The sequence below is a fragment of the Inhella sp. genome, from assembly GCF_041912635.1.
GTDB lineage: Bacteria > Pseudomonadota > Gammaproteobacteria > Burkholderiales > Burkholderiaceae_C > Inhella.
This window is the reverse complement of sequence record NZ_JAYRMO010000024.1, coordinates 67,808-84,006: the sequence shown is the minus strand read 5'-3', so window position 1 is coordinate 84,006 and position 16,199 is coordinate 67,808. Positions and strand designations below refer to the sequence as shown.

Annotated in this window: 16 protein-coding genes and 1 pseudogene; 11 read left to right on the top strand and 6 right to left on the bottom strand. The window is 71.3% G+C overall.

The window, feature by feature from the left end:
* The 7 genes and pseudogenes from ACE3QP_RS14800 to ACE3QP_RS14770 all read left to right on the top strand — a co-directional run.
* Window positions 1–242: pseudogene (locus ACE3QP_RS14800) on the top strand (aldose 1-epimerase); the annotation flags it as partial.
* Entirely contained in the window at window positions 239–1,141 is a 903-nt protein-coding gene (locus ACE3QP_RS14795; RefSeq protein WP_374437226.1) for an SMP-30/gluconolactonase/LRE family protein, read from the top strand. The pseudogene ACE3QP_RS14800 and the gene ACE3QP_RS14795, both read left to right, overlap by 4 nt.
* Window positions 1,138–1,938 carry an SDR family NAD(P)-dependent oxidoreductase gene (locus tag ACE3QP_RS14790; protein WP_374437225.1) on the top strand — a complete coding sequence of 267 codons (801 nt, stop codon included), beginning with the start codon at window positions 1,138–1,140 and terminating at the stop codon, window positions 1,936–1,938. The genes ACE3QP_RS14795 and ACE3QP_RS14790 overlap by 4 nt, the downstream gene beginning before the upstream one ends.
* On the top strand, window positions 1,938–3,524 hold the full coding sequence (locus tag ACE3QP_RS14785; protein ID WP_374437224.1) for a glycerol-3-phosphate dehydrogenase/oxidase: 1,587 nt from the start codon (window positions 1,938–1,940) through the stop codon (window positions 3,522–3,524). Before ACE3QP_RS14790 ends, ACE3QP_RS14785 begins: the two co-directional genes overlap by 1 nt.
* Window positions 3,525–3,533: 9 nt before the next feature.
* Window positions 3,534–5,009 carry an NAD-dependent succinate-semialdehyde dehydrogenase gene (locus ACE3QP_RS14780; RefSeq protein ID WP_374437223.1) on the top strand — a complete coding sequence of 492 codons (1,476 nt, stop codon included), beginning with the start codon at window positions 3,534–3,536 and terminating at the stop codon, window positions 5,007–5,009.
* Window positions 5,006–6,505, top strand: coding sequence for a glycerol kinase GlpK (gene glpK, locus ACE3QP_RS14775; RefSeq protein ID WP_374437221.1), 1,500 nt, complete (start codon window positions 5,006–5,008; stop codon window positions 6,503–6,505). The genes ACE3QP_RS14780 and glpK overlap by 4 nt, the downstream gene beginning before the upstream one ends.
* A 22-nt stretch (window positions 6,506–6,527) precedes the next feature.
* The gene (locus tag ACE3QP_RS14770; RefSeq protein ID WP_374437219.1) at window positions 6,528–7,286 is read left to right on the top strand and encodes a TSUP family transporter; all 759 of its coding nucleotides are present in this window, start codon (window positions 6,528–6,530) and stop codon (window positions 7,284–7,286) included.
* 1,060 nt (window positions 7,287–8,346) lie between these two features.
* Here the strand turns inward: ACE3QP_RS14770 and ACE3QP_RS14765 are convergent.
* From ACE3QP_RS14765 to ACE3QP_RS14750, 4 genes are all read right to left on the bottom strand, one after another.
* Window positions 8,347–8,829 carry a hypothetical protein gene (locus ACE3QP_RS14765; RefSeq protein WP_374437217.1) on the bottom strand — a complete coding sequence of 161 codons (483 nt, stop codon included), beginning with the start codon at window positions 8,827–8,829 and terminating at the stop codon, window positions 8,347–8,349.
* A gap of 181 nt (window positions 8,830–9,010) precedes the next feature.
* Window positions 9,011–9,361: an RNA recognition motif domain-containing protein gene (locus ACE3QP_RS14760; RefSeq protein ID WP_374437215.1), complete on the bottom strand. Its 351-nt coding sequence runs from the start codon at window positions 9,359–9,361 to the stop codon at window positions 9,011–9,013.
* Between the two features lie 98 nt (window positions 9,362–9,459).
* Window positions 9,460–9,669, bottom strand: a complete 210-nt coding sequence (locus ACE3QP_RS14755; protein WP_374437214.1) for a hypothetical protein — start codon at window positions 9,667–9,669, stop codon at window positions 9,460–9,462.
* 257 nt (window positions 9,670–9,926) lie between these two features.
* Window positions 9,927–10,838, bottom strand: coding sequence for a LysR substrate-binding domain-containing protein (locus ACE3QP_RS14750; protein WP_374437212.1), 912 nt, complete (start codon window positions 10,836–10,838; stop codon window positions 9,927–9,929).
* A 120-nt stretch (window positions 10,839–10,958) separates the two neighbouring features.
* On the opposite strand from ACE3QP_RS14750, the gene ACE3QP_RS14745 reads away from it, so the two are divergent.
* On the top strand, window positions 10,959–11,957 hold the full coding sequence (locus ACE3QP_RS14745) for a zinc-dependent alcohol dehydrogenase family protein (protein ID WP_374437211.1): 999 nt from the start codon (window positions 10,959–10,961) through the stop codon (window positions 11,955–11,957).
* Window positions 11,958–11,960: 3 nt separating this feature from the next.
* On the opposite strand, the gene ACE3QP_RS14740 is transcribed toward ACE3QP_RS14745, so the two are convergent.
* Both ACE3QP_RS14740 and ACE3QP_RS14735 read right to left on the bottom strand, forming a co-directional pair.
* Window positions 11,961–12,437 carry a DUF4188 domain-containing protein gene (locus ACE3QP_RS14740; protein ID WP_374437209.1) on the bottom strand — a complete coding sequence of 159 codons (477 nt, stop codon included), beginning with the start codon at window positions 12,435–12,437 and terminating at the stop codon, window positions 11,961–11,963.
* The gene (locus tag ACE3QP_RS14735) at window positions 12,434–13,423 is read right to left on the bottom strand and encodes an NAD-dependent epimerase/dehydratase family protein (RefSeq protein WP_374437207.1); all 990 of its coding nucleotides are present in this window, start codon (window positions 13,421–13,423) and stop codon (window positions 12,434–12,436) included. The genes ACE3QP_RS14740 and ACE3QP_RS14735 overlap by 4 nt, the downstream gene beginning before the upstream one ends.
* Window positions 13,424–13,520: 97 nt before the next feature.
* On the opposite strand from ACE3QP_RS14735, the gene ACE3QP_RS14730 reads away from it, so the two are divergent.
* The 3 genes from ACE3QP_RS14730 (at window position 13,521) to ACE3QP_RS14720 (ending at window position 16,179) form a co-directional block, all read left to right on the top strand.
* On the top strand, window positions 13,521–14,411 hold the full coding sequence (locus ACE3QP_RS14730) for a LysR family transcriptional regulator (RefSeq protein WP_374437205.1): 891 nt from the start codon (window positions 13,521–13,523) through the stop codon (window positions 14,409–14,411).
* A 76-nt stretch (window positions 14,412–14,487) separates the two neighbouring features.
* Window positions 14,488–15,075: a TetR/AcrR family transcriptional regulator gene (locus ACE3QP_RS14725; protein ID WP_374437203.1), complete on the top strand. Its 588-nt coding sequence runs from the start codon at window positions 14,488–14,490 to the stop codon at window positions 15,073–15,075.
* A gap of 102 nt (window positions 15,076–15,177) precedes the next feature.
* Window positions 15,178–16,179 carry an NADP-dependent oxidoreductase gene (locus ACE3QP_RS14720; RefSeq protein WP_374437202.1) on the top strand — a complete coding sequence of 334 codons (1,002 nt, stop codon included), beginning with the start codon at window positions 15,178–15,180 and terminating at the stop codon, window positions 16,177–16,179.
* Window positions 16,180–16,199 lie beyond the last annotated feature (20 nt).

The window sequence follows — 16,199 nt, the reverse complement described above, 5'->3', positions numbered from 1 at the left end:
GGTCTGGGGAGGCCTGGGTGGAGGACGCCAGCCACCGCCTGCACCTCACCGCCAGCACCTGGCAGTTGGTGGTCTTCACCCCGGCCGGCGCGCCGCATTTCTGCGTCGAGCCGGTCAGCCATGTCAACAACGCCATCCAGGCGCCCGACCCACTGGCCCAGGGCCTGGTGGCGCTGGCGCCGGGCCAGCTGCTGCAGGGCTGGATGCGCCTGCAGCGCCTGCCGCCGGAGGCACGCCCATGAGCATCGACGCCGTCCCCGTCCCGCCCAATGTGCTGGGGGAATCCCCGCTCTGGCACCCGCTGGAGCAGGTGCTGTACTGGGTGGACATCCCGGGCCGCCGCCTGCTGCGCTACGACCCCGCCGGTGGCCAGTACCAGGAATGGGCCTTCGACGCCGACCTGGGCTGCTGCGCCGCCACCACGGCAGGCGACTTGCTGCTGACGCGGCGCGACGGCCTGGTGCGCTTTGACCCGCGCAGCGGCCGCAGCACCCCGCTCGCCCCCGCCCCGTATGACCCGGCCTTCGAACGCTTCAACGACGGCAAGGTCGACCCGCAGGGGCGCTTCTGGGTGGGCACCATCTACGAGCCGCGTGACGCGCCGCGCGCCGCGCTCTACCGCTTGGACGGCAACACTCTGCAGCGCCAGGCGGGTGACATCACCGTCAGCAACGGCCTGGCCTGGAGCCCCGACGGCCGGCTGGCCTACTGGGCCGATACCAAGGCCCATGTGGTCTACCGCATGGACTTCGACCCGCACACCGGCCGGCTCGGCCCGCGCGAGCTCTTCCTGCGCTTCGAGCCCAAGGACGAGGCCGCGCCCGCGCTCTACGGCGGCCGGCCGGACGGTGCCGCCGTGGACACCGAGGGCTGCTACTGGGTGGCGATGTTCGAGGGCGCGCGCTTGCTGCGCTTCTCGCCCGAGGGCGAGTTGCTGCGCACGGTGCCCGTGCCGGTGCGCTGCCCCACCATGCCCTGCTTTGGCGGCGCGGACTTGCGCACGCTTTACCTCACCACCGCGCGCGAAAAGCGCCCGGCCGGCGAACTGGAGGCCATGCCCTGGTCCGGCCGCGTGCTGCAGCTGCGCGTGGATGTTCCCGGCCTGCCCGCCCCGCTTGCTCAGCTGGACCCCTTGCCATGACACAAGCCATCCACCCGGCCTTCACCCGTTATCCGTCGCTGCAAGGCCGCGTCGTCTTCATCTCCGGCGGCAGCTCCGGCATCGGCGCCGAGCTGGTGCGCGCCTTCGCCGCCCAGGGCGCGCGCGTGGCCTTCTGCGGCCTGCGCGCCGATGGCGGCGATGAACTCATCGAAACCCTGCGCGCCGCCGGCCACGAGGCCCCCTTCTTCGCCCCCTGCGATGTGCGCGACGTGGCCGCCTACCAGGCCCTGCTGGGCGAGGTGGCCGCCAAGCTCGGCCCCATCCGCGTGCTGATCAACAACGCGGGCCGCGACGACCGCCACGCGATGGAGGAAGTGACCTCCGAGTACTGGGACGACCGCTTGGCGCTCAACCTCAAGCATTACTTCTTCGCCATCCAGGCCGTGGCGCCGGGCATGGCGGCGGCTGGCGGGGGCTCCATCGTCAACATGGGCTCGGTGTCGTGGATGCGCGGGCGGCCCAATCTGGTGGGCTACACCACCGCCAAGGCCGGCATCCTGGGCCTGACGCGCACCTTGGCGCGCGAGCTGGGCCCGCGCAACATCCGCGTCAATGCCATCGTGCCCGGCGCCATCGTCACCGAGCGCCAGACCACCCTGCACCGCGACCCCGCTGCCGACCAGGCCTTCCTGGACGCGCAGTGCCTGAAGATCCGCCTCGACCCCGGCCATGTGGCGCGCCCCACCCTCTTCCTGGCCGCGGACGACAGCGACGGCATGACCGGCCAGCATGTGCTGGTGGATGCCGGCATCGCGCAGCAATCCGTCATCAGCTGATGCAACGCAGCCAGCTGCTGGAGCGCCTGCGCCGCGGCGAGCGCTACGACCTCATCGTGGTGGGCGGCGGCGCCACCGGCCTCGGGCTGGCGCTGGACGCCGCGCAGCGCGGCCTGCGCACCGCCCTGCTGGAGGCCGAGGACTTCGCCAAGGGCACCTCCTCGCGCAGCACCAAGCTGCTGCACGGCGGCGTGCGCTACCTGGCGCAGGGCCAGATCGGCCTGGTGCGCGAGGCCCTGCACGAACGCGCCACGGTGCTGGCCAACGCCCCGCACCTGGCCTCGCCGTTGGGTTTCGTCACCCCGGCCCGGCGGTTCTGGCAGGCGCCCTACTACGGCCTGGGCCTGAAGGCCTATGAGTGGCTGGCCGGCCGCCGCAGCCTGGGCCCCACCGAGTTCCTGCGCAGCCGCCGCGTGACGGAGCTGCTGCCCGGCGCCGCGCCTGCAGGCCTGAGGGGCGGCGTGCGCTACTGGGACGCCCAGTTCGACGACGCCCGCCTGGCCCTGGCCCTGGCCCGCACCGCCCTGGCCCGCGGGGCCGACCTGCTGAACCACTGCGAGGTGACGGCCCTGCGCCACGAGAAGGGCCACGTGGCCGGCGTGCAGGCGCGCTGCCGTGAAAGCGGCGAGGTGCTGGAGCTGAGCGCGGCCTGTGTCGTCAACGCCACCGGCGTGTGGGTGGATGCGCTGCGCGGGCTCGATGCCGAAGCCGGCGCGCAGCCTGCGCCCACGGCCATGCTGCGCCCCAGCCAGGGCGTGCACCTGGTGGTGGACCGTTCCTTCCTGGGCGGCGACCACGCCCTGCTGGTGCCGCGCACCGACGACGGCCGCGTGCTGTTCGCCGTGCCCTGGCTGGGCAGCACCCTGCTGGGCACCACCGACACCCCGCGCGACGCCCTGCCGCTGGAGCCCGAGGCGCTGCAGGAGGAAGTGGCCTTCATCCTGCGCGAGGCCGGCCGCGTGCTGCGCCGGGCGCCCCAGCCGGCCGATGTGCGCAGCTGCTGGGTGGGGCTGCGGCCCTTGGTCAAGCCCGAGGGCGAGGATGGCGGCGGCACCGGCGGCATCTCGCGCGAACACACCGTGCGTGTGGCGGCGAGCGGCCTGGTCACCGTCACTGGCGGCAAATGGACCACCTACCGCGCCATGGCCGAAGACGTGCTGGAACGCTGTGCCGCGGCTGGCCTGCTGCCCGCCACCCCGGCCGGCGGCACCGAGCGCCTGCCCCTGGTGGGCGCCCAGGCCGGCGGCCCGCCGGTTTCCGCCCCGCCCGGCCTGCACGGTTACGGCAGCGAGGCCGCGGCCCTGCAAGCCCTGCCCGGCGCCAACAACTGGCTCTGGCAGGCCGAGGCCCCAGGCTGCGGCCTCAGCGAAGCCATGGTGCGCTTTGCCGCCCGGCATGAGCTGGCGCGCAGCGTGGAAGACGTGCTGGCGCGCCGCTGCCGCCTGCTGTTTCTGGACGCCGCCCGCGCCGAGGCCCTGGCCGCACCGGTGGCCGCCCTGCTGGCCGAAGAGCTGGGGCGCACGCCCGAACAGCTCGGCCTGGAGCCCTTCATCGACCTGGCGCGCCGCTACCGCCAACTACCGTAGAGACTTCCCATGCAACAGCCCGCCTTCGCCCTCTCCGACCCCAGCCTGCTCGTGCGCGACGCGCGCATCGGAGCGCATTGGCGCGCTGGTGAACGCCGCTTTGACGTGCACGACCCGGCCACTGGCGCCCTGCTGGCCGAGGTGGCCAACCTGGGCGAGGCGGAAACACAAGAGGCCATTGCCGCCGCTTCAGCCGCCCTGCCCGCGTGGGCCGCGCTGCCGGCCAAGCAGCGCGCCGCCGCGCTGCAGCGCTGGGCCGCGCTGCTGCACCAGCATGCCGAGGACCTGGCCCGGCTGATGACCGCCGAGCAGGGCAAGCCCCTGGCCGAGGCGCGCGGCGAGATTGCGTTTGGTGCCAGCTTCATCGAGTGGTTCGCCGAAGAGGCGCGCCGCGTGTACGGCGAAACCATCCCCACCACCGACCCCGACAAGCGCTACCTGGTGCTGCGCCAGCCCATCGGGGTGTGCGCGGCCATCACGCCCTGGAACTTCCCGGTGGCCATGATCACGCGCAAGGTGGCGCCGGCCCTCGCCGCCGGTTGCACCGTCGTCGTCAAGCCGGCCGAGCAGACGCCGCTGTGCGCGCTGGCCCTGGCCGAGCTGGCACGCCGCGCCGGCCTGCCGGATGGCGTGCTGAACGTGGTGACCGGCGACGGCGCACAGTCCGTCGCCATCGGCCGTGCGCTGTGCGCGAGCGACACCGTGCGCCACCTCTCCTTCACCGGCAGCACCGAGGTCGGGCGCCTCCTGATGGCGCAGTGCGCGCCCAGCATCAAAAAGCTGGCGCTGGAGCTGGGCGGCAATGCGCCCTTCATCGTGTTCGACGACGCCGACGTGGACGCCGCCGTCGAGGGCGCCATGATCAGCAAGTACCGCAACGCCGGCCAGACCTGCGTGTGCGCCAACCGCCTGTATGTGCAGGACGGCGTGTACGAAGCCTTCGTCACCAAACTGGCTGAACGCGCCGCCCAGCTGCGCGTCGGCAATGGCTTCGAGGCCGGCGTGCAGCAGGGCCCGCTGATCGACGCCGACGCCCTGGCCAAGGTGGAGGCCCATGTGCAGGACGCCCTGGACCAGGGCGCCCGGCTGCTGACCGGCGGCCACCGCCTGGCCCCGCACAGCTATGCCCCCACCGTGTTGGCCGACGCCCACGCCGGCATGCGCTGCGCGCGCGAGGAAATCTTCGGCCCGGTGGCGCCGGTGTTTCGCTTCCACACCGAGGCCGAGGCGATTCAACTGGCCAATGCCACCGAGTTCGGCCTGGCCAGCTACTTCTACAGCCGCGACATGGGCCGCATCTTCCGCGTCGGCGAGGCGCTGGAGTACGGCATGGTGGGCGTCAACACCGGCCTGATCTCCACCGCCGAGGTGCCCTTCGGCGGCGTGAAGCACAGCGGCCTGGGCCGCGAGGGCTCGCGCCACGGCATGGACGAGTACCTGGAGATGAAGTACCTGTGCATGGCCGGCATCGGAGCCGCGCGATGAGCGGCGCCTACCTGCTGGCGCTGGACCAGGGCACCTCCAGCTCGCGCAGCATCGTCTTCAGCCGCGACGGCCGCCTGGTTGCGCAGGCGCAGCGCGAGTTCACCCAGCACTACCCGCAACCCGGCTGGGTGGAGCACGACCTCGAAGAGATCTGGCAGACCCAGCTGGCCACCGCGCACGAAGCCCTGCAGCGCGCCGGCCTGCAGGCGCAGGACATCGCCGCCATCGGCATCACCAACCAGCGCGAAACCACCTGCCTGTGGAACCGCCGCACGGGTCAGCCCCTGCACCGCGCCCTGGTCTGGCAGGACCGCCGCACCGAGCCCCTGTGCCAGCAGCTGCGCACTGAGGGCCTGGCCGAGCGCCTGCGCGAGCGCACCGGGCTGGTGATCGACCCCTACTTCAGCGCCACCAAGCTGGCCTGGCTGCTGGAGCAGGTGCCCGGCGCCCGCGCCGCCGCCGAGCGCGGCGAGCTCGCCTCCGGCACCGTGGACAGCTGGCTGCTCTGGCGCCTGACCGGCGGCCAGGTGCACGCCACCGATGCCAGCAACGCCGCCCGCACCCTGCTGTTCGACATCGAGCGCGACGCCTGGGACGACACCCTGCTGGCGCGCCTGCAGCTGCCGGCTTCGCTGCTGCCGAGCGTGCACCCCTCGGCCCACCCCTTCGGCCACAGCGATGCCGCGCTGTTCGGCGCGCCCATTCCCATCACCGGCATCGCCGGCGACCAGCAGGCCGCGCTGTTCGGCCAGGCCTGCTTCCGCCCCGGCCTGGCCAAGAACACCTACGGCACCGGCTGCTTCATGCTGCTGGCCACGGGCAGCGAGCGGCGCCACTCGCAGCACGGCCTGCTGACCACACGCGCCGCGCAAGCTGGCGCCACGCCGCAGTTCGCGCTGGAGGGCAGCGTGTTCATCGGCGGGGCGGTGGTGCAGTGGCTGCGCGATGGGCTGGGCCTGATTCGCAGCAGCAGCGAGGTGCAGGCCCTGGCCGAGAGCGTGCCCGACAGCGGCGGTGTCAGCTTCGTGCCCGCCTTTGCCGGCCTGGGCGCACCGTATTGGGACGCGAATGCGCGCGGCGCCATCGTGGGCCTGACGCGCGGCAGCAGCGCCGCCCACATCGCCCGTGCGGCGCTGGAGAGCATTGCGCTGCAAAGCACCGTGCTGCTGCAGGCCATGAATGCCGACGCCCAGCGCAGCGGCACCGCAGCGCTGCAAGAGCTGCGGGTGGACGGCGGTGCGGCCGTCAACAACCTGCTGATGCAGTTCCAGGCCGACCTGCTCGGCATCCCCGTGCTGCGCCCCGAGGTGGTGGAAACCACGGCCTTCGGTGCCGCCGGCCTGGCCGGCCTGGGCGCCGGCCTGTACAGCGGGCTGGACGAACTGGCCAGCCTGTGGCGGGTGGAGCGCCGCTTCGAGCCGCAAGGTTCGCGCGACCAGGCCGCCGAGCACCTGGCACGCTGGGAGCAGGCGGTGCGCCAGGCGCGCACGCGCTGATCAATCCCACCGCGCCCCCACCATGAGCCTGGCGGACCACGCGCTGTTCCTGGCCTTCGTGGCCCTGGCCAGCGTGATCCAGAACCTCACCGGCTTCGCCTTCGGCCTGGTGCTGCTGGGCCTGGTGGCCGTCAGCCAGGTGGCGCCCCTGCCGGCGCTCACCCATGTGGTGAGCGTGCTGGTGCTGGTGAACGCCGCCGGCCTGTTCTGGCGCGCGCGCCCGCAGTTCCCGCCCGGGGTGATGGGCCCCACCTTGGCCGGCAGCCTGCTGGGTGTGGGGCTGGGCGCGGGCCTGCTGGTGCTCTTGAGCCAGCGCTGGCTGCCACTGCTGCAGGCCCTGCTGGCGCTGACCATCTTGCTGGCGGCCCTGCAGCTGCTGCGCCAGCAGCAGCCGCGGCAGCAGCTCTCCGCCCCCGCCTCCTTCGCCGGCTTCGGCCTCTTGGGCGGGCTGCTGGGCGGGCTGTTTTCCACCGCCGGGCCGCCCCTGGTTTACCACTTCTACCGCCAGCCGCTGGCGCTGGCGCGCGTGCGCGATGCGCTCGTCACCGTGTTCGCCGTCAACGCCCTGCTGCGCTTGGGGCTGCTGGGCGGCGCCGGCCAGTTGGATGCCACGGTGCTGTTGCTCAGCGCCGAGGCCTTCCCGGTGGTCTGGGGCCTCAGCCGCTGGATGGCCGGCCGCCCAGCCCCGCTGCCGGAGCCGACGCTGCGCCGCCTGGTTTGCGCCCTGCTGGTGTTGACCGCTGCGGGGCTGGCATTGCGGGCGGCGGCGGGCTGGACTTAGCCTCCTCCGGCTGCCACCACCAATCGGCGTGGGCCAGCGGCAGCTCGGTCGGCAGCAGCGGGTTGTGCAGGCGGATCACGCGGCGGTTGGCGATGTCTGCCGCACGGATCGCCGCGCCGTAATGGCTGTCGAACAAGGCCTTCAGGCTGCCGTCGCGCAGCGCCTGGTTCAGGCCTTCCGTCAGGGCCTGAGCCAGTGCGGCGTTGTCCTTGCGAACGAAGAAGTACAGCGCCGCCGGGTAGTGCAGCAGCAGGTGCCGGTCCAGCGTGAGCTGCTGCGGCTCCTGCTGGCGCAGCTCCTCTCGGTACTCACCCAGCGAGCGCGGCAGGTAGTCAAAGCGCCCCAGCGCCAGCATGCTGAACAGCGCCGGGTAGCTGTTCACCGCACTGACCTCCAGCCCATTGGCCTGCAGGATCTTCAGGTCCGGCCAGTCATGCCCCTGGCCGGCCTTCAGCGCGCGCAAATCCTCCAGCTCGCGCACAGCCGCCAGGCGCTCGGCATCGCCCGCGCGCAGCAGCGCCACGCGCCAGCCGATCAGCCCGCGGTCAATCGGCAGACGGATCGGCCGCAGCAGGTTCTCGCGCTCGGCATTGCTCTGCGCCCAGATCACGTCCAGCCCGCCCTCCGGCCGCAGCAGCTCCAGCACCGCCCGGCCCTTCACCATCGGCTGCGGGCTCGGCCGGGCCTCCCAGGACTGCCCACTCTTGCGCAGAGCCAGCTCCAGCACCTGCACCGGGTAGTCGCCGCGCGCGTCGGCCTTCATCTCGGGCGCAGGGTAACGCACCGTCGTCTGCGCCGCACTGCACAGGCTCAGCAGGGCCAGCAGCAGGCCCGCCAGCCAGCCCCGCCCAGCCGCAGGCTTGGGGGCTGCAAAGACGGTCGCTGGCAGAGCGGGCGGCAGCATGGGGTGATGGGGGCCGGAGGCGGCGATGGAGTGACCATTCTCAGCCGGCAAAGGCCCCGGCGGCGCGCGCGCAATCCTGGGGGCCGTGACGGCCGCGCAAGCTCAGGTCACCCAGCCAGCCAAGGCCTGCCAGCCGTGCGGGCCTTGGACAAGCGCCTACTGCACACGGCTGAAATAGTGGGTCCGCATGACCGGGCGGCCATCCTCGCCAAAGTTGGCCGCGGTCTCCGTCATCGACTGGCGATCGGTGGCGACCGTGTAGATGCGGGTTGAGCCCGGCACACCCGCTCTCGCGAGCTGCATGACCAAGACGCCCGGGGCCGGCATGGCGGCGGCGGCCGTGTCGGCCTCCAAATTGCCCTTCACGACCACCGGTGTGCCGTTGAGCTCCGCCACGCTCTCGGCGTAGTTGACCGCTCCGCTCGGATCCACCACTTCGACCCGCGTGAAGAGGCGCCCACCCTCAGCCTCCGCGAAGGTGACCGTGACGCTCTTGGGCCGCACCGGGGCGGGAATCGGCAACCGAGACACATCGACGGCCCATTTGCCGACCAATTCAGAGCGTCCCACGGGCTCGGACGAAGCGGCACCGGCCTGCGTGAGCGCAATCGCGACCAGGATCGAAGAGAGAAATTTCATGGGCAACCGCCTGGCAGGGTCGAGAAGTTCTGCAGCTTAGGGCCTGTTCACACTCCGGGGGCCAGCCACCGCAACCGGTTCGCGGGGGCTCAGCTGCGGGAGCGAGACCGTCCCCCGTCAAGCCCATGCAGACGAAAAAAAGCCGGCTCCAGGAGCCGGCTTGCTGGCGTGGCAGCCCGGTTCAGTAGCGGCCGCCGCCGTAGCCACCCGTGCCGTAGCCGACATCCGGGCGATTGGAGGCGCGGAAGCCTTCGGAGCTGGAGGCGCCCGCAGCGCCGCGCTCCTCGCGCGGCCGTGCCAGGCTGACGGTGATGGTGCGGCCATCGACGGACATGCCGTGCAAGCCGGTGATCGCGGCCTGGGCACCTTCGGGCGAGGTCATTTCCACAAAGCCGAAGCCCTTGGATTGGCCGGTGTCACGGTCCGTCATGACCTTGGCCGAAGCCACCTCGCCGAACTCGGCGAAGTTGCTCTTCAGGCTGATATGGGTGACGGAGTAGGGCAGGTTGCCCACGTAAATCTTGCTGCTCATGGTGGAGCCTTTCAGTGCAATGGGGTGCATCGTCGCGATGCGTGCGTGCGGACCGGAAGTCCGCGAGAAGGCTGGCTGGATCTGCGGGAGGCAGATCGTCAGCAAACCAGCGGGTGGGTCATGCTGGTTTGCAGCCAGCCTTGCGTCACGGCAAACAGCCTGGCGGCGTCGCGCGATGCAAACGTCGTGTCAAACCTGAACACGCGGCAGTAGCTGCCTTCGCCCCGAGAGCGCTGCACCGCAAAGGAGGCGCGGAAGCGGCCGCAAGCGGTGGGGTGTGTCGCGGGCGAAACGACGTACTGGCCCATGGGTATGGCGTGGTTTGAAATCGTGATCAATCAGGATCGCCGGCGTGAAGCACGACCGGCATGAGCAGGGTGGCTCGGTTGGCTGCAGCTCGGCAAGCCAAAAGGGCGACGGGGGTCGCAAGACTCGGGACGGCGCGGGCCGGGAGTGCCGCTGTGGGAATGGCGGCTCGTCACGAGCGGCGGATCATACGCCCTGTAGTTATTTTGAGTGGCATGAATATTATTTTCAGTTTTAAAAGTGAGCGCCCGGGGCGCGCTCACAGGCGCCCGCCGCCGCCCAATCGCCCCATCAAAAACTCCACCGCCACCCGCACCTTGGGGACCTGGAAGCGCGCCTGCAGGTAGAGCAAGTAGATGCCGGCCTCACCGCCACGGCTCACGGACACCGGCTGTTCCAGCTCCAGCGCTAGCAGCTCGCCACGCTGCAGATAGGGGCGCAGGCCCCATTCGGGCAGCAGCACCAGGCCGCGGTGCTGGCAGGCCAGGGCGATCAGGCTGGCGCCGTCGTTGCTGATGAAAGCGGGCGGCACCGCGAGTTCACGCCAGCCTTCTTCGTCTCGCCCCTGCCAGCGGATCAGCGCATGCGGGCCGCGGTACAGCAGGGCCTTGTGCTGGAGCAGGTCCGCCAGGGTGCGCGGCCGGCCATGCTGCGCCAGGTACTGGGGCGAGGCGGCGAGCAGGAAGCGGTTGTCATCCAGGCGCCGCGCCACCACGCGGTCCTGCGGCTGGCGGCCGCCGCGAATCGCCAGGTCGATCTGGTCGCGCCCCAGCTCCACCAAACCGTCGCTGAGGTGCACGTCGAGCACGATGTCCGGGTACAGCGCGCTGAACTCCTGCAGCGCCGGCATCAAGAGCAGCTGGCCGTAACTGGGCATGGCGCTGATGCGCAGGGTGCCGCTGGGCGTGCGGCTGCGCCGGCCCACCAGTTCGGCGGCGTCGTCCAGCTGCGCCAGGCCGGCGCGCACCGGCTCCAGGTAGAGCGCCCCGATTTCGGTGAGCCGCACGGTGCGGGTGGTGCGGTGCAGCAGCTCCACGCCCAGCTCTGCCTCCAGATCGGCGATGCGGCGCGAGATGGACGAAGCCGGCACGCCGAAGGCCCGGGCGGCGCCGGAAAAGCTCAGGGTGTCGGCCACCTTGAGCAGGTATTGCAGGGCGCGCAGCTTGTCCATGACGGTCCATCGTTGTCGTTTCGGCAAAAGATTTTGCTGACTGCGATGGATTCCGCCAGGGCTGGGTTCTCCCTAGCATTCGCTCCATTCCAACCCCCGGCGCCAGAACGGCGGCCCACCATGACCCCCATGCTCAAAGCCCAGTACAGCGAACGCGGCCCGGTGCCGCAGGCCGTGATTCAGGCCGTGCCTTTTGAACGCCCGGTGCTGCAACCCGGCCAGGCCCTGGTGGCGGTGCTGGCCGCACCCATCAACCCCAGCGATGTGCTGATGCTGACCGGCCAGTACGGCCAACTGCCGCCGCTGCCTGCCGTGGGCGGCAGCGAAGGCGTGGGCCGCGTGGTGGAGCTCGGCCCGGACACCCCGGGCCCCAGCATTGGCCAGACGGTGCTGCTGCCGGTGGGCATCGGCACCTGGGCCACGCATGTGGTGGCGCCGGCCGCGCGCCTGGTGCCGCTGCCGAACGAGGCCGACCCGCGCCAGCTGGCGATGCTGACGGTCAACCCGCCCACCGCCTCGCTGCTGCTGAGCGAGTTTGCCGACCTGCAGCCGGGCGACTGGGTGATTCAGAACGGCGCCAACTCGGGCGTGGGCAGCTATGTGGTGCAACTGGCCAAGCTGCGCGGGCTGAAGACGGTGAACCTGGTGCGGCGCGAATCGGCCGTGGCCGGTGTGCTGGCGCAGGGCGGCGATGTGGTGCTGGTGGATGGCGAGGGCCTGAGCGAGCGAGTCAAGGCCGCCACCGGGGGGGCGGCCATCAAGCTGGGCATCGACGCCGTGGGCGGCCAGGCCACGATGCGCATGGCCGCCACGCTGGCTGAGAGCGCCACCATCGTCAACTACGGCGCCCTGAGCGGCGAGCCTTGCATCGTGACGCCGCGCGAGCTGGTGTTCCGCGATGTCACTCTCAAGGGCTTCTGGCTGGCGCGCTGGTTCAGCGTCACCCCGCAGGCCGAGCAGTTCAAGTTGCTGAGCGAACTGGCCGGGCTGATTGCCGCCGGCAAACTGCACACGCCCATCCAGGCCGGCTACGAGGTGGCGCAGATCCAGGAAGCCGTGGCCGCCGCGGCGGCCGGGGAGCGCCAGGGCAAGATCCTGATCACCCCCACCCACGGCTGAAATTCAGGCGGACCCCATACGGCCGCGGGCATGCGCCAGCGGCCCTTGGGCCGGCAGCAGCGGCGCCGCCCGCCCCAGCGCAAAGGGCGGCATGTTCACGTAGATGGACTCCACCTGGCTGGGCTGCACGCAGTAGGTCTCGTGCCACACCCCCACCGTGCCGCTGCTGCCCACGCGGCGGTTGAAATCGGCCCAGGCCGGCAGGTGCGCGGCCTCGCGGTCCTTGGCGTAGGCCAGCAGTTCGTCCAGGCTGCGCCAGTACTGCAGCATCACGGTGGTGCGGCCGCCCCACAGCTCGCCGTGCAGGTAGCCACGCTCGGGCTGGGCAGCCAGCTCCTGCAGCATGCGCGGCATGGCGCGGGCCACCGGCAGCCAGCGGTCCACCCGCCAGAGCTGGTTGACGCGCATGCCGATCAGGAAGAGCACGAAATCGCGCTCGGGGCGGGCGGTGTGGCGGCCGGGCAGGATGGCGGTGCTCATGCCAGCACCTCGCGCTGCGGCAGCGCGGGCCAGCCCTTCCACAGGCCTTGGCGGGCCAGGTCCGCCAGGCTGGCCTGCAGGGCCCATGCCAGCGGCGTGTGCACCAGGCGCTCGCCCAGGTGCTGGCGCAGGGCGCTGCCGTCCAGCGCGTGCGGGCGCTGCCACAGGTAGCGCATGGCCAGCACCTCGCGCAGCAAGGGCAGCACCGGCGCGGCCAGCTGCCAGGGCCACCAGGCCATGCGCTCCAGCCTTGCGGGCACGGGCCAGCCCAGGGCGTGCGCGGCCTGGGCCAGGCCGGCCAGCAGCTCTTCACCGGTCAGGGTGTGACCCTCGAAGCTCCAGCTCTGGTAGCCCATGGCGCCACGCCGTTCCGCCAGGCCCACGAAGGCCTGGGCCAGGTCCGGCAGGTAGGCCCAGGCATGCGCGCGGTCCAGCGGCCCCGGGTACTGCAGGCGCCCCTGCGGCAGTGGCTTGGCAATGGCCAGATCGAGCCAGCTGCCCAGGCCGGCACCGAAGAAATCGCCCGCACGCAGCAAACGCACGCGCAGGCGCCCGGCGGCGGCACGGGCCTGCAGCTCCTGCTCCAGCTGCAGGCGCAGCGCGCCCTTGGCCGTGCTGGGGTGCGCCGGCGTGGCCTCGCTCAGCAGGGCAGGCATGTCCGCACCGTAGCCGTACACGTTGCCGGGCATGAGCAACAGAGCGTCCAGGCGCTCGGCCAGGTCCATGGCCTGGCGCGCCATGGGCAGCAGCTCCTGGCCCCAGCGCGTGTAGGCCGGGTTGGCCGCGTGCAGCACCACGCGGGCGCCGGCGGCGGCCTCGGCCAGCGCGGCGGTGTTCGCCAGCGGCAGGGCCAGCGTGGGCGGGCCGCCGGCACGGGCCTGCCGGCCCTGGCGCAGCACGCGCCAGCCCGAGGCCGCAAAGGCCGTGCTGGCCGCCTGCCCCAGGCGGCCGCTGGCGCCGAGGATCAATACGGTGGGAAGGGACATGGCGTGCTCGCGGGTCGATGACAACAGGCCGTCAGTGTGGGCAGGCCAGGCTCATTCCACAATCCACGGCCCGTGCAACCCAGCCATGCAAAACCGTATGAGCACCCTGCCCCGCTTCGACTGGTCGCTGATTCCGAGCTTTCTGGCGGTGCTGGACGCCGGCAGCCTGATGGGCGCCGCGCGGGCGCTGGACGCGCAGCAGCCCACGCTCTCGCGTCACATCGCCCAGTTGGAGGCGCAGTTGGGCGTAGCCCTGTTCGAGCGCACCGGGCGCGGCGTGCAGCCCACCGCCGCCGCGCAGGCCTTGGCCGAAGCGGCGCGGCAAATGGCCGCCGGGGCCGAACAGCTGGGCCAGCAACTGGTGCGGCGCAGCCAGAGCAGCCAGGGCAAGGTGCGACTGAGCGCCAGCCAGGTGGCCGCCAGCAGCCTGCTGCCGCCGCTGCTGGCGGAGTTGCACGCCGAAGAGCCGGGCATCCAGATCGAGCTGGTGGCCACGAACGCGGTGAGCAACCTGCTGCGCCGTGAGGCCGACATCGCGCTGCGCATGCTGCGGCCCCAGCAGGCCGGCCTGGTGGCGCGCAAGCTGGGGGAACTGAACATCCAGGCCTGCGCCCACCGCGACTACCTGGTGCGCGCCGGCACGCCACGCCGCGTCGAAGAGCTGGCCGGCCACCGCCTGATCGGCTACGACCAGAACGAGGCCATCCTCAAAGGCGCGGCAGCCGCCGGCCTGCCGCTGACGCGCGAACACTTCGGCCTGCGCACCGACGACCAGGTGGCCTACACGCAGCTGGTGCAGGCGGGCGCTGGCATCGGTTTTCTGGCCAGCTTTCTGGTGCGTGACACGCCCGGCCTGGTGCCCCTGCTGCCCGAGCTGGTGACACCGAAACTGCCGGTGTGGCTGGTGGTGCACCGCGAGATCCGCGGCAACCCGGTGGTGCGGCGGGTGTTCGACTTCCTGGCGGAGGGCGTGGCGGCGGCGCTTTGAGGCCGCCAAGCCCCCCACCGCCGGCGCCGTGAAGAAATCACAGCGCCGTGCGCCGTTTTTTAATATGATGCTCAACATGCAACGCACCAAACCCAACGCCCGCGCCGCCGCCAAGCAAGCCACGCACGAGCGCATCGTCGAAGCGGCCGCACGGGCCATCCGCCGCAGCGGCTTCGACGGCACGGGGGTGGCCGACATCATGAAAGAAGCCGGCCTGACGCATGGCGGCTTCTATGCCCACTTCCCCTCGCGGGAAGCGATGCTGGCCGAGGCCACCGGGCGGGCCTGCGCGGAGTCGGCGGCGGCGGTTGCTGGCGTGGTGGCCGGTGTGCCCCCGGGGCAGGCCCTGGAGGCCCTGCTGCAGGCCTACCTCTCACGGGAGCATCTGGCGCAGATCGAACAAGGTTGCCCCCTGGCCGCCCTGGGTTCCGAAACCGCCCGCCAGGTGCCCGAGGTGCGCCAAGTCACCACCCGGCACATCAAGGAAATGATCGACCTGATCGCCCGACAGTCACCCGACTGGGGGCAGCCCGGTGCGCACGAACGCGCGCTGGTGACGCTCTCCACCCTGGTGGGCACCCTGCTGCTGGCCCGTGCAGTGGATGAACCCGCCCTCTCCGACGCCCTCTGCCGGGCGGCGCTGAAGCAACTCGCCCCCGCCTGAAGCTGGCCGCGCATGCGGCCCTTTCGCTCGCCTTTACATATGACGGTCATCATCTTTAAATGACTCGACCGGCCCGATTCCCCGCCCACCCCGAGAAAGACCATGAAAGCCCTGACCTTCAAACGCTACGGCAAGTCGCCCGAGATCGGCTTCAGCGAGCTGCCCCGCCCCACGCTGAAGGACGACGAACTGCTGGTGCAGGTTCACGCCGCGGGCGTGAACCCGATCGACAACATGATCCCGACGGGTCTCTTCAAAGCCGTCGTGAAGTTCCAGTTCCCGGCCACGTTGGGCAGTGACCTGGCCGGCGTGGTGGTCGAGGTTGGCCGCCGCGTGACGCGCTTCAAGCCGGGCGACGCCGTGTTCGCCAGCAGCTTCGATCTGGGCACGGGTTCCCTGGCCGAGTATGCCGTCGTGCCCGAACGCGCCGCCGCGCTCAAGCCCGCCAATCTGGACTTCGTGCAGGCCGCCTCGGTGCCGATGGTCGGGCTCACCTCGTGGCAGGCGTTGAATGAGCGCATGCGCTTGCAGGCCAAGCAGAAGGTCTTCATCCCGGCGGGCTCCGGCGGCATCGGCAGCTTTGCGATCCAGCTGGCCAAGATCCTGGGCGCCCAGGTGGGAACGACCACCAGCAGCGGCAATGTCGAATGGGTGCGCAGCTTGGGTGCCGACGAGGTGGTCGACTACAAGAAGCAGGACTTCGCGCAGGAGCTGCGCGACTACGACGCGGTGCTTGGCACCTTGCGCGGTGAAGAACTGGAGAAGGCCGTCGGCATCCTCAAGCCGGGCGGCACGATGGTCTCGCTGGTCGGCCCGCTGGACCCGGCCTTCGCCCGCGCCCGAGGGCTCAACGCCCTGTTCGGCTTCGTGTTCGGCCTGATGAGCCGAACCATCCGGCGCCTGGCCAAGAAGCGCGGCGTCCGCTACGGCTTCCTGTTTGCGCGCGCCGATGGCGAGCAGCTGGCCCAGATCGGGGAGCTGCTACGCAGCGAGCGCATCCGGCCGGTGATCGACAAGGTCTTCCCCTTCGAGCAAGCGAAGGAGGCGCTGGACTACCTCGCCCAGGGGCGCGCCAAGGGAAAGGTGGTGGTGCGCATGCGCTAACCACATCCCCCCCGATCCCA